General features: G+C 40.6%; 12 protein-coding genes and 2 pseudogenes. 2 read left to right on the top strand and 12 right to left on the bottom strand.

Annotated elements, in window-relative coordinates; genetic code table 11:
- Positions 1–25 precede the first annotated feature (25 nt).
- The 3 genes from L3V32_RS19455 to L3V32_RS19445 form a co-directional block, all read right to left on the bottom strand.
- Positions 26–217 carry a hypothetical protein gene (locus L3V32_RS19455; RefSeq protein ID WP_005392611.1) on the bottom strand — a complete coding sequence of 64 codons (192 nt, stop codon included), beginning with the start codon at positions 215–217 and terminating at the stop codon, positions 26–28.
- Between the two features lie 110 nt (positions 218–327).
- A complete protein-coding gene (locus tag L3V32_RS19450; RefSeq protein WP_046875927.1) occupies positions 328–1,263 on the bottom strand; it encodes a universal stress protein in 936 nt (311 codons plus the stop codon).
- A 396-nt stretch (positions 1,264–1,659) separates the two neighbouring features.
- Positions 1,660–2,379: an SDR family oxidoreductase gene (locus L3V32_RS19445; protein ID WP_046875926.1), complete on the bottom strand. Its 720-nt coding sequence runs from the start codon at positions 2,377–2,379 to the stop codon at positions 1,660–1,662.
- A 135-nt stretch (positions 2,380–2,514) separates the two neighbouring features.
- On the opposite strand from L3V32_RS19445, the gene L3V32_RS19440 reads away from it, so the two are divergent.
- Positions 2,515–3,423, top strand: coding sequence for a LysR family transcriptional regulator (locus L3V32_RS19440; protein WP_237284968.1), 909 nt, complete (start codon positions 2,515–2,517; stop codon positions 3,421–3,423).
- Between the two features lie 93 nt (positions 3,424–3,516).
- Here the strand turns inward: L3V32_RS19440 and L3V32_RS19435 are convergent, their stop codons facing one another.
- On the bottom strand, positions 3,517–4,290 hold the full coding sequence (locus L3V32_RS19435; RefSeq protein ID WP_237284967.1) for a helix-turn-helix domain-containing protein: 774 nt from the start codon (positions 4,288–4,290) through the stop codon (positions 3,517–3,519).
- Positions 4,291–4,389: 99 nt separating this feature from the next.
- Here L3V32_RS19435 and L3V32_RS19430 point away from each other — a divergent pair, with 99 nt between their 5' ends.
- Entirely contained in the window at positions 4,390–5,526 is a 1,137-nt protein-coding gene (locus L3V32_RS19430; protein ID WP_237284966.1) for a multidrug effflux MFS transporter, read from the top strand.
- A gap of 116 nt (positions 5,527–5,642) precedes the next feature.
- Here the strand turns inward: L3V32_RS19430 and L3V32_RS19425 are convergent, their stop codons facing one another.
- The 8 genes and pseudogenes from L3V32_RS19425 to L3V32_RS19390 form a co-directional block, all read right to left on the bottom strand.
- Positions 5,643–6,746 (bottom strand): alpha/beta hydrolase, encoded by a 1,104-nt coding sequence (locus tag L3V32_RS19425; protein WP_237284965.1) that lies wholly within the window; start codon positions 6,744–6,746, stop codon positions 5,643–5,645.
- Positions 6,747–6,969: 223 nt separating this feature from the next.
- Positions 6,970–7,380 carry a hypothetical protein gene (locus L3V32_RS19420; protein ID WP_006741077.1) on the bottom strand — a complete coding sequence of 137 codons (411 nt, stop codon included), beginning with the start codon at positions 7,378–7,380 and terminating at the stop codon, positions 6,970–6,972.
- A gap of 203 nt (positions 7,381–7,583) precedes the next feature.
- Positions 7,584–8,114: a hypothetical protein gene (locus L3V32_RS19415; protein ID WP_237284964.1), complete on the bottom strand. Its 531-nt coding sequence runs from the start codon at positions 8,112–8,114 to the stop codon at positions 7,584–7,586.
- Between the two features lie 93 nt (positions 8,115–8,207).
- A complete protein-coding gene (locus L3V32_RS19410) occupies positions 8,208–8,819 on the bottom strand; it encodes a hypothetical protein (RefSeq protein WP_114323893.1) in 612 nt (203 codons plus the stop codon).
- Positions 8,812–11,037 carry a hypothetical protein gene (locus tag L3V32_RS19405; RefSeq protein WP_237284963.1) on the bottom strand — a complete coding sequence of 742 codons (2,226 nt, stop codon included), beginning with the start codon at positions 11,035–11,037 and terminating at the stop codon, positions 8,812–8,814. The genes L3V32_RS19410 and L3V32_RS19405 overlap by 8 nt, the downstream gene beginning before the upstream one ends.
- A 989-nt stretch (positions 11,038–12,026) precedes the next feature.
- A pseudogene (locus tag L3V32_RS26335) lies at positions 12,027–12,450 on the bottom strand (DUF4150 domain-containing protein); the annotation flags it as partial.
- A 54-nt stretch (positions 12,451–12,504) separates the two neighbouring features.
- A complete protein-coding gene (locus tag L3V32_RS19395; RefSeq protein WP_237284962.1) occupies positions 12,505–12,996 on the bottom strand; it encodes a hypothetical protein in 492 nt (163 codons plus the stop codon).
- 9 nt (positions 12,997–13,005) lie between these two features.
- Positions 13,006–13,288, bottom strand: a pseudogene (locus tag L3V32_RS19390) (hypothetical protein); the annotation flags it as partial.

The following is a 13,288-nucleotide window of genomic DNA, read 5'->3' as shown; positions in this document are numbered from 1 at the left end:
CTTAAAGGAACGTTAATACAAACAGCTACTTGCTGTCCGCTACGGTGTAAGAACGTAGATCACTACTTACGTGTTCTCGACTGAATGTGTATGGATTATCGTCATCAGTTAACTCGAACGCATCGTAGGTGCAGTCACCGATATCATTTCTCGGACAAACATAAACGTTCGAACGTTCTATCATTTCTGTGTGGCATTTCGGGCATAGGTTTTTCATGTCACTCTCCTCTGATAACTTATTGATACACTGATAATTCCATGTTCTAGAACTCCGTCTCCCTCCTTTACCTAAAACAACCACTTAAACCCAGGTTTGTTACACACCAATTACTGAATCGGCGATACAAAACCATCGGGCTTAAGAGCGACCAAACTACAGTTTATAGATTGCAAAATGTTTTCAGCCGTATTACCAATGACGTAGCCAGATATCCCTGTTCTCGCTAAGGTACCCATGACTAGAACGTCCACTTCTATGCTTTCTACGTAATCCGGGATTTTTTCATCAGGCTTTCCGTGTAAATGATGAATCACAATTTCACCCGTAATCCCCGACTCTTCCAGCAGTTGTTGTAGAGCTTGTTTATGATCGGCTTTTGCTTTGTCGAGTTCATGTTTCAACTCAGCATCGTCGACCTGAATCCAAGCATTGTCATGTAGGTAATTCTCTAAGTAATATTCCCAGCAAGAAATCACATGTAAACGACTGTCACAGGTGTCGGCTATTGAACGAGATAATTCAAGTAAACGCACCGCTAATGAGTGCTGTTCATCGCTCGCCGTTAACGGATCTATCGCAACAGCCACACGGCGTTTGTCTCTCGGCTTATCAATCGGTCGGTGTAACCATAATGGACAAGGACATTTGCGTAACAGTGTCATATCAATGGCTTTGAAGCCTTCAGCGCCTTCACCGAGTGGTTCAGCTTCTTTGATGATAAGATCTTTGTTGTCAGCTAATGCTTCTTTAATGATACAGACAGCGGGTTTTTCACTGCTTTTCACAGTAAGAGGAAATGCCAGATCATCTTCAGAAAGATCGAGCTTCTGTCTGTATTCCTGAATGCTTTGTTTGAGGGAGTCTTGTAGCGATTGCTCATAACTTTGCTGATACTGGAGCATATCCGCGGGGAAGTCGGGGCACGCAATTAGCCCTGAAACAGGCACTTTGTTGCTGGATGCGATCCTCATCGCTTGTTCGAGCGCCTCACTATGACCAGGCAATCCTTGTGTTGCAAAAAGTATGTTCGCGAATCGTTTCATACACACCTCCTTGTTTGGTTAAATATTAACCACCCACAAAGTATAATACCTAACGGATAATTGTAACGGCTTGTGACGTTGATGAAATCAATTCTCATTAAGCTATGGATATTGCTTCATTTTGCTTTACGTCACCTTCTCCTTTTCTTTACGACTGTGGCCCGCTGACCCCAATAGAGCTACATACTAAAAATTGAGACCAAATAAAAACCCAAATTACTCAAAGTTTTTTCTCACCTTGAGTAACTTGGGTATAAGCAATAACACACTTAGGCTACGGACTTAAATGGGTAACCTAAATTTTCATACGACTTAGTTGAAAGATGCCATATCAATCACGAATCAGTGTGCAAATATTCACAGCCCTAATGATCCAGAAGTCGCTGTAAATTAATGTTAAGGTTGCTGTTTTGTTGGTGCCAAAGCAATTTCGCGAACACATACACCTTGCGGTTGCTGATAAGCAAACAGCACTGCTCGTGCAATATCGTCGGCTGCCAACACGCCCCCCATATCCTCTTTCCAAGCATCATAGCCATCTTTAATATCTTGAGACGTAGTATGTGAAAGTAATTCAGTTTCCACTGCGCCAGGTGCAATAGTCGTAACACGAACATTCGATGATGCGACTTCTTCACGTACGTTTTCAGAAATCGCATGAACCGCAAATTTGGTACCACAGTAAGCGGCATGATCAGGAAATGTTTTCTTGCCCGCAATAGAGCTGATATTAATGATCGTACCACTGTTACGCGCTTTCATCGGTGCTAAAACGGACTGCATGCCATTTAGCAAGCCAAGTACGTTCACATCAAACATGCGCTTCCACTCCGATGCGTCCTGAGTATCTATCTGGCCTAGAAGCATAACGCCTGCGTTATTTACAAGTGCATCTACCGGACCATACAACGCTTCTGCTTTCTCAATTGCCGCTTCAAAAGAAGCTTTATCGGTCACATCTACCTTTTCACAAAGCGTATTTGGTAAGTTTAATGCTTCTAAACGTTCTACACGTCTTGCTAACAAAAGAAGAGCATGGCCCTGTTCGCTGAAATGACGTGCAATCGCTTCACCAATGCCTGAACTAGCGCCTGTAATAACAATTAACTTTTTCATTTTGAATCCTTAATAGAACGGTTTACCTCAATGGCGATAAGTTTAAGAAAACTTTGTTTGTTGATATATACCGACCTAGTTGAAACACTGTTGTTATACTGCAACAATACTTTTTTGAATTACGCAGAAGTCATCATGCAAACACACATCAACCTTGCGGATATCCGCTCTTTCGTCCTAATCGCTCAACTAGGAAACTTCACGAAAGCAGCAGAGCAACTTGGCGTTTCTCGCTCACACGTTTCACGTCAAATAACAAATCTGGAACAACAGATTGGTGCCACTTTGCTACAAAGAACCACTCGAACACTGAAGCTCACCGAAGCAGGCAAGGTTCTGTATAAACAGTGTGAAACCGCCCTTCACAATATTGATCAAGCTGTTATGGCAGTGGTTGATGATGTAGAAGAATTAAGAGGCGAAATTCGTATCAACTGCGTGGGGGGTTATTTAGGGGAAGACGTTGTCGCAGATATCGTTGCTCAGTTTCTAATCCAACACCCACAAGTGAACATTAACTTAGATTTTAGCAGCCATCGTGTCGATTTAATCGCGGATGAATTCGACATCGCTTTTCGAATGGGAAAGTTAGACGACTCCAACTTTATCGCTCGCAAACTGATTGATGTGGAAATGGGGACGTACGCAAGCCCAAGTTATTTAGAAACACATGGCTATCCTTCGCATCCAAAAGACTTAGAAAAACACATTTGTTTGACAGGTAGTGTGACACGCTGGGCATTCGAGAACACAAATACAAAGCAGTCAACGGAACACCAGATACGTGGACAGTTACGATGTAAGAGTGGCAGAGTAATGATAAAAGCAGCGTTGGCGGGAAATGGTATCATCCGTGTACCAGCACTTTATTGCCAACAAGAACTCCAGACAGGCAAGCTAAAAGAAGTGTTTACCGACTGGAGCATTCCGAGTGTGGAGTTTTCACTCCTTTACCATCACGACCGACATCAACCAAAACGCATCCGAGCCTTTGTTGATTTTGCTACTCGATATTTTCGTCAGCTGCCGAGTAAACACAAGTAACGTGCACGATAGCATTTCCCTATGTGAACCAATATATACGGAATCTATAAAGCCCAAATTTGTACTAAAGAAATGCGTAAGCATCGTGATGTTTTAAGGTCTAGTTTTCATAAACATTAGCGGTGTTTGCCCAGTTTGCTTTTTGAAAAATGCAATAAAAGCACTGTCTGACGAAAACGCCAGCCAATCAGCAACGGCGCTGACTTGCATTCCCGTTGATAACAATTCAACTGCTTTTAAGAGCCTCCACTGTTGACGCCAATCTTGATAATTCATACCCGTTTCCGACTTAAATAATCGTGTTACCGTCTTGGTGCTTGCCCCCACTTTGCTTGCAAGAGTAGTAAGCGAAGGAGCTAGAAATGAAGGTTCAACCAACTCTCGACGAAATGTTGTTAAGCGCCGATGTGATGGCAAAGGCAACTGAAACGAATAACGTTTCGCAGCATAAAACTCCTCCCAGAAGAGTGCTGTCGTATTTAGCATCTCGCTGTTAGGCTTATCCCACTCCCAAAATGACATTTTATCAATGAGGGCTTGGAGTAAATTATTCACTTCTATCATCGTGATCTTACTCGGACACGAAAACACCTCACAATCAAAATACAAAGATCGATACGCAACCACATTCGTCATCAGTGCGCGATGCGGCGTATTAGGTGGGATCCAAACCGCCTTTGTCGGGGGCAGAATACAAATCGAGTCCTTCAGAGCAAAACTCATACAACCTTGAGGTGCGTACAACAATTGCCCTTTCTTGTGCTGATGCATACCCGAGTCGTGCTTGCCAATATCCGCAGCAATTCCCACTACACAATTAGAAATTTTGTCTGCGTCAAACTGTGTTTCTTCGTCAATAAGTGCCATTTTGTCCGAATATTGATGTATTTGGTTTTTATGTTGTTATTGGCCCAATCGTAGCCTCATTTATACTGCCCGCCAACTTCATTAACAATGGGTAACAATATGAATACTAAGCCCTCTTTATGGCTCATGCTGGTTATGTTGATGTTTCCGCAAATTGTAGAAACCATCTATAGCCCAGCGTTGAGCTCAATCGCTCTATCATTTGATGTAAACCACGCACAAGCAGCACAAACACTGTCGATTTACTTCCTAGCGTTTGCCATTGGCGTCGTTGTTTGGGGAATGCTCGCAGATAAACTGGGAAGAAGGCCTACCATGTTAATTGGGCTCTTTATCTATGGTTTTGCGTCTTTACTCGCAACTCAAACCGAGAGTTTTGCTGTTGTCATGGCTGCGCGAGCCCTGAGCGCATTTGGTATCGCGGTAGGTTCCGTTGTCACACAGACCATGCTTCGTGACGCGTTTGACGGTCAAGAACTGAGTAAAGTCTTCAGCTTAATGGGGATGGGTATATCAATCAGCCCGGTAGTAGGCATGCTATTAGGCGGACAGCTTACAGGGCTTGGTGGATATCGTTATGTGTTTTTTGCCTTATTTTTAATCGCGCTAGTATTGCTCGCTTATAACGTTATTAAGCTTCCTGAAACACAGAAGGAACACACACCAGTACGGTTGCGTCAACTTAGCTGGAAAATGGTAAGAGACGCGCGAATTTGGCGCTCAGGATTACTGGTTGCTTTGTATAACATTGCTCTATTTTCTTATTACCAGCTTGGCGCATTTACTTTCTCAGCACTTGGGTATAGCTCCGAACAATTTGGATACAGTGGCATAGTACTGGGGTTAGGCACTCTGCTTGGGAGTTATTTAAACAAATCCCTAGTGTCTAAAAATGTACGAAAAAACCAACTACTTTGGCTCTCAGCAGTATTGCTTAGTTTGGGATCAGTCGGTGTGTTGATTCTGAGCCAATCAATCTGGTTTGTTGCTCCAATGATGTTAGTCGTCATGTCGTATGGGATTGCGATACCCAATATACTCAGTGACGCACTCGTTGATTATAAACAACAGGTAGGTAGCGCAGGCGCTTTATTTGGGCTCATGTACTACATCATGATCGGGACGGGATTAGCGATGGCTGGAACAGTACAAAACTTAGGTGTCGTTCTATTAGCATGTAGCTGTTTAGCAATTTTATTAGCGTTTTCTACAAAACAAGTTCATACCGACTTGTGAGTATAATAATGAAATACTCTCCGTAATGGTTCACCGAGAATCTAGAGAATTTTTCAATCAATAGGAACTGAGGAGCACAATAGTAACCGCTCCTCAGTTGTCTTCTAGAGGGCGATCTAAACTAAATTAACCTTAAAGAAGCTCTCTAATTTATCAAATGGGATCACATCCAATTGATCGTAGAGATCCGTATGATTCGCATTTGGAATGATCATCAATTCTTTAGGCTCTGCCGCCGCTTCATACGCCGTTTCACTGAAATAGCGAGAGTGCGCCTTTTCGCCATGAATGAACAACACTGGGCGTGGAGATATCTCTTCAATGTAGGTCAGAATTGGCATATTCATAAACGACAGCGGCGTTGTGAGTGTCCATGCAGCATTTGAGTTAATCGCTCGTGGATGAAAGCCACGTTCAGGAGACTTGTAATAGGCTGCATACTCAATAACAAATTGGGGCTCACCTCCAACTAACTCAAGCGATACTGGCCCGTAAGTAGGTGTTCCATTTTCGGCGTCTTCCCATCGTTGCAGGCTTAGCTGCTCTAACGTTTGCGTGCGCTGCTCAAACGTCGTACTGTCGTTATAGCCTTTAGACATTACACGGGTCATATCATACATCGTACTGGTTGCGACTGCTTTGACGCGTTTATCTGCAGCAACTGCGTTTAACGCCATGCCGCCCCAACCACATATGCCTATCACACCAATTTTCTGACGATCAACGTCTTTCTGTAGGCCAATAAAGTCCACAGCTGCGCTAAAGTCCTCTGTATTGATATCAGGTGATGCAACGTTTCTTGGTTCACCACCACTCTCTCCGGTATACGACGGATCAAACGCTAAAGTAATGAAGCCTCGATCGGCTAATGTTTGAGCATATAACCCTGAAGACTGCTCTTTCACAGCGCCAAATGGACCACTAATGACGATAGCCGCAAGCTTGCCACTTTTATTTTTAGGTCGATAAAGATCCGCTGCCAACATGATGCCATAACGGTTTTTAAAACTCACTTTGCGATGTTGAACTTGGTTACTTTTCGTAAATGTTTTATCCCAGGTGTCACCAAGATTTATTTGCGTCTCAGCTTGAACAGAACTCGTTGAGAGCGATCCGACTCCCATAGCAACCACGCTGGCACCCGTCATTTTCATCATATTGCGACGACCTTCATCAGGTTCATCTTGGTAACTTGCTTGATTGTCGTTCTGGCTTTTCATGGTAGACACTCCTAATTAACGTAACACACGATGAGTACAGTACGCGGAGGCTTTATCGCTCCTACTTTACTGACACGTACATTGTTGCAACTTTCGTATTTTTTCGTTAACCAGATACTACGCATTGCTTGCCTAATCTTCCGAAGATTGGTCTAAACCTCTTCTAACGTTAATTAAGGCGTAAATAAAAAGCGCCTGTCGGCGCTTTAATTATCCATAGATCTTATTGCCATGTTGGCTCGCCAAACTCTTCACAACGTTGCTTGTCGTAATTTTCAATGCGCCCGCGTTTACCCACAAACTGAACCTGAACAACCATTCCAGCTTCAACATATTCACTGAAATAATCGCAAGAAACACGAAAACTAGTATCGCGTATCACAATTGGTACCCATTCATAGCCGCCGCTGCGTGGTAAGTAAGACTTGAAGGTAATGACACCGTCATCTGAAACGTTGATTTCTTCATCATATTCATTCAACTTATAAAAACGTTGTCCATCAAACTCTGCCTTTGCTTTTTCAATTATTTCCTTCGTTGCTGTCGATTGCATCGGCGTATTTGACACCAGTTGACACCCAACAACAGATGTCAATACGGACAAAGCCAAAGCGAGTTTAGTTATTTTATTCATTTACCTAACCACTGTATAATTATTCAACACTTACCATTTTAAAAGGAGGGAGACCATACTTTATTTTAAAGAAAATAAAAAGCGCCTTTCGGCGCTTTTTATCTGAACATTTCTTATCCAAACATCTCGAGTAAATTTTCTAGAAAAGCTAACTCTTTATTAAAATGAATTTTATTTAGGCTCTCACTGGAATCTATTGCTATTTAATCCCAAGCTTCAAACTCATTGGGCTTTACGTGTTTTATTTTTAATCTAACGTTGGGATCCAGAGCTGTTTCAGTTTCCAATTCACAGTAGTACTCAACAGCATTTTCATCTTCAATCATGTCAACGGAGTTAGCAACGACACTCAACCGCCCACCACCTCTAGTCAATGAAAAATACGCATTCTTGTTTTCATTTACTTCAAACTTCAAAGGAATGAATTCAGGTTCTTCAAAAGAAATATCTATCCATTTATAGTTATCTAAACTCTTCCCTTGTCTTGGAGTATAAACTGTTTTCAACCCATTTTCGTCAACAAAAAAATACATCGAATTCTCGGCTTGATTAAAGCAAGCTTTCAAACTGCCACCTTTATTTTCTAAATCACATGTGAATACAACAGAGTCTTGTTCGCAGCATGCATTTACAAAAAATGGTAATGGCAAAATAAATAAAAAACTCACTACCTTAATAAATTTATAAACCATATTAAACTTAAGTGTATCGACTGGATTAAAAAATAAAGACAATACAGAGCCTTGTCAAAATAGAGATCGCGAATATACATCGGATATTCCAAAAATGAAACATTCCTCAACATCTACTCTAGTCTTCTATACTGTTCATAAGTTAATGTCGATCGTCATATCTTGTACAGATTTATATAAATTGTTAACTATAAAATCAGAGAGTGCTCTTCTATCATAATTTTCCAAATTAATAATACTCTCTGGAGACTGTACATTGACTTTATATATCGTGTTTTCACCTTCTCTTTTATCAAAATTCTCTTCGAGATATAAAACATCGGTTAGAACAATTTTATTATTTTTGTAAGAATAAACCAAAATAAAACTATAATTAGAATTATCTTCCTGTGTTGTTGTTAATATAATATTATTTCCAACATTTTGGTTGGCTGAATAACCCAATTTCTTCACTAGAGTATTTGATATAATCAATTTGTAATTAATATCATTTTCTAACACATCAGGATAATTACTCTCATTGCCTGAAATCGTTGATATTTGATTATCACCAAGCAATATATCTTGACCTAAAAAACGTTGCTCAGATTTTGAAAAGTAATAATCTCCATCAATTTTATTTACCTCAATTTCAACTTTTTTATTTTTAAGATCTATTAAAAATAAATCTTCAACTTGAGAAAAAGAACTAAAGCTCAATAAAGCTGAGGATATAAACACGATCAACCTTACTAAAAATTTATTCATTACATAAAACCTCATATATATCCAAAAAATACTTTGTTCTTTTTTCTTTGTGAGAACGTGGAAGGCGTGAGTTAACAACATTAGTGATACTATTTGTACTAGCTATACTTCCGGACACTTTCTCATTCAAATTATTAACATCCCAAAAGCCAAGAGCAGCTAAAAACCCTTCTTTGGTTTTCAAAACCGAGTAAGGGTCATCTGAAATATTAAAACCCAAGTCTTGAATTTTATTTTCCAATCTAGTTTGAACAGCGTCATAGTTGTATTTCCAAGTTAACTGTATAAACCCCTTCCCCTTATACCTCAATCCAGAAACGTCTCCTCCCTTGACGAGTACAAAATGGCCATCTGGTGAGTCACAAGAATAAACACGTTTCGCTATCTCATCTTCCTGAGGAAGCTGGCTATAATAATAGCTTCTTCTTCTCACATACTTTTTCTTATCCGCCTGTGAAAGTGCTTTGTATTCACTTTCATCAATTCGTATGTAGCCAAGACTAGCTGCTTCTTCAGGGTATTTATTGAAGTAACGCTTAAACATTTCTTTTAACCTATCGACAGAATACCATAAGTCCTCTTCATTACCTTCTAGTTTCGAACCAACTTCAGCTCTTATCTGAGCAAAAAATTGTGCTGCTCGTTCATTGGTATTTATTTCAAAGCTACTGGCATATTTATTAAATAAGTCACGCACTTCTTCTCTTTTACTGAGGGAAGAATCTGGAAACATCAGATTCATTTGCTTTTGAGTCACGTAGTAACCCGAAACAAAAGAATTAACAAAAGGCCAATAATGCCAAAGACTCTTGTCACCGCTTAGTTGCAAATCACCTTGTAAATCCTGCATCCATGAGAACTTATCTGCTCTTTCCAGTTCGAATTGCGAGAAAAGATCAAAGCTATCCATCACTTGATCGCGCCATGGGGAGTTGCGGTAGTCTTCTTCAGTCACAAAACCAGCGGAGCACTTAATATCTAGAGCTTCCTTCGCGGTCTGATGGATTGATTCATAAAGACTTTGTGACGATTCTGTATGCCAATCTGTAGGGTGTTTCACAATAAATCGCTCAAAGTGTTTACGCTTACCGTCTAAGTATACTTTGGCGTCGCGAGCAGTGAACGAGGAGAAGTCCGTTACTTGATCTTCTGTCACAGATTCAAGTAATTGCTGAATAAACGAATTACTCATATCAACGGCACCGCTACTATCGGCCCCATCGATAACAACGAGTGGATTTTCTTCCGCATTTTTGGGAGAAATCTGTTTTTTGAAAAATTCGGGCGGCTCCTCATAAGAGAACATCTCGATATGCACGCGATTGTCATCTTTCTTAGTTCCAATTGCATCGTTACTGTACTCATGCAGTCCCATGTAGCCGATATCTTCCCCAGCTGAAACTTTTATTCCCTCTCTAAATAAGATCGGGAGTAAACAAACCACACTACCGTCCCTAATCATTGCCGCGTTGTCCGACATCCATTTAGGTTCTGAAACTGGTTCTGATAGGACAGCAGAGGAATCTTCTAAAATGTCAAAGTCACTATTGAGACCCGAAGCAAACCAAACAATCTTGTTTAACAGTGCTTTTTCGCTACCACTTGCCGATTCACCATTCTCTACCACACGGCACTTTATCATTTTGTAGGTATTTTTGCCGATCTGGTATGGGTGGGTTTCCTTCTCTTCAGCATACAAGTATTCAAGTAATGTCCCTTTAGACATCGACCGTTTTTTTACTTTTACGCTAGAGTTAGTAGGCACATCACTATGTTCGAAAATGCGTACATTACGCCTTTCTTGTAAGCGATAACGCGTGTTTATTGATGAATTAGCGCCAATATCTGAAGGTGGCGCAAGGTGCATATAAAGTGTATAGAATTTAAATACATCTTCACTATCTTCGGGGTTTACAGCCTCATGCTCGATAAGCACAAAGTTATTACTGTATTTAAACTCTTGCTCTTGGTACGTTGATGTTAAGTAATCAGGATTTATGCGAAATGCCACTATTCTTCCATCAAGCATCGCTTGAATAGGTCTGAGCCCTTTCCCCCACGGTAACATTTTTGATGTTAAGTGAACACCACTATGCCAACCATATCCTTGTCCTATTAAATAACGACCACTCTTAGCTTGAGCAAACAATTTCGTAAAATCACTGAGCGTGTAGTAAGCGTCACCTTCTCGTTGCGCTATCGGAAAAACTGCATCCATGATTTAAATGTCCTAGTCAGAAAAGTTATCGTCAAAAGTGACAAATGATGGGCGGTTCAAATTGTTTGACTTCGTGTACACCACCGCATTAACCCTACCTAAATTAGTAGCAAAGCTAGATTGGCTCGCTATGTTAACGGTACTCCCAAGGGCCATTGCCGATATAGAGATTAGGGTGTCATTTTTGGTCTCGAAAATTTGGCTAATGACGTCAGGAAGTGCTTGTTTGAAGTGGTTAAGTGCTTTTTTATAACCGTTTATACCCTCTTCAACAGAACTCAACGATCTTGCAGAAGCTTGGCTTTGTATGAAATCTAAACGACCGATGATTTCACTGTTTAGCTCATCGATGTATGAACAGATTTGATTGTTTATCAACGTCCATAAAACAAACTGCAAATACTTCACAGTGTTCCCAGTCCCTAAAAAGCGAAGCTTCGCTAATAATTCATAGGGAGGCTCAAACACATCAGCTTGATATAAGACTCTCAATATATCGCCATTTTCGTGCACTTTCTCCAAGAGCAGTTCAACTAAAGGTTCATATTTCTCTAGCGCAGTTGTATCAGTTTGGATGTGATAAAGTGCCGAAACATAAGCATCAGAAAAGTCTTTAGAGTGATTTTGACTAATCGCATAAGGAGACAATATACGGCTTTGCTCTAACACAATATCTTTAAAGTCATCATCACTGAAGGATGGGGACATCAATATGCCCCAGTCATTAGCAACCCCAACACGATCTTCCCAAAATGGCGAGCGGCGACCTGCGACAAACGTACAAAAATCATTCGGATCAGGGTAAGTTTCCGTCACAATATTTTCAGCTAAAGATTGGTTCGGAGTGTAAGAGTCTTGAGTTTCGCTGAGCACTAACTTACATTCTTTTAGAGCGAGACCATTAACAGATGCTTTTCCGCTAGAATCCAGCACTCCACTCCCAATGACAGCACCTGAAGGTTCGACTAAAGAAAATTGTGCATTAGAGTAAGGGAGCCCATTTGGATATTTGCATTCTATATCCAGCGTATACGTCCCTTCCTGGTCTTCCGTAACAGAAACCGATGGGTTTTGTGCGCCGCCAAGACACATGGTATTGGCTTTATTCATGGTCATTTGATCGGACAGGCGACATACGCCCTTACCTTCAAACTTAACCGTTGGTGAAGCTGAAATGAATTTTGCTTCGGCTTCTATCGTGCCTGAGGCAACGCCTTTTCTGTCACCGCCCGCATCGCCGGTACTTTTTGAGAACGTACTGCCCTTGATAGCAACACTGTTACCGCCATCCATAGAGACCGTCGTAGTCCCACCAGCAAGGTCTGCTGATTTAGCATTGTTGCCATAAGGGATAGGAACGATCGGCTTGCCGACCTTAGTTAAACAAACATCTGGGAGCGTTGCATTTACTTGATCTACAGATTAAATCTTGTGTTGAATGAAAAAAGCGCCTTTCGGCGCTATTAATTATACATCCCTTAGCCAAACGTCTTTGACGTCTTTCTTAAGAAGGTCAATCACACTCTGGTGAATAAAAACTAATCCAAAGTCTTCTTCTAGCTTAAATATTAATCGTTCTTCTAAGGGAATATTTTCTAATTTAGAGAAATCAAACTCTGTTGATTCAATGTCTAGCCAGTTTAACTTGCCGTATTGTTTTTCTTTGTCCGTCAATTTATAAGTTTGATAGATATAAGGCATACGATAATCTTCGTAAACTTTAATTTCATCATCAGATGGTTGGCTTGGAGAACAATCCACGCGAGCGTCTAACCACTCTACTCCATGTACGACCAGTTTCTCTACTTTTGACGCTATATCACTGATGATAAATAGCTTTGGAGAAAAGGTCATTTCCAAAAGCAAATCGGGCTCTACTGGCACTATTGGCTTAGGGCTTTGTTGGAATGGGAAGTTAGTTAAGCTTTGCTTTGTTAAAATAATATAGTCTTCTTTCATTATTTTTTCCTAAAACTTAGGTGCACGCGTAGATGTATTCTTCTTCATTTTCCTAACTAGAGAAAACCTTGAATCATTACTAATCAAATCATAGATTTCTGGAGAAAAAAATACTGCAGTATCAGCTCCTTCAGCCCTATACACCACCCGTTTATGGAAAGGGACATTTAATATTTTTTCTGGACTTAGAAACAATCGGTGGACGATTAGGTTCCCACTGTTTGGTGATACTTCTATAACGCTTCGTTCAAAGTCGACAACATCTTGAATGTTGTTTAAAGCTAATATGTAT

Source organism: Vibrio sp. J2-4 (assembly GCF_021728155.1).
GTDB classification, from domain to species: Bacteria; Pseudomonadota; Gammaproteobacteria; order Enterobacterales; family Vibrionaceae; genus Vibrio; species Vibrio diabolicus.
This window is presented reverse-complemented; position numbering and strand designations above follow the sequence as displayed.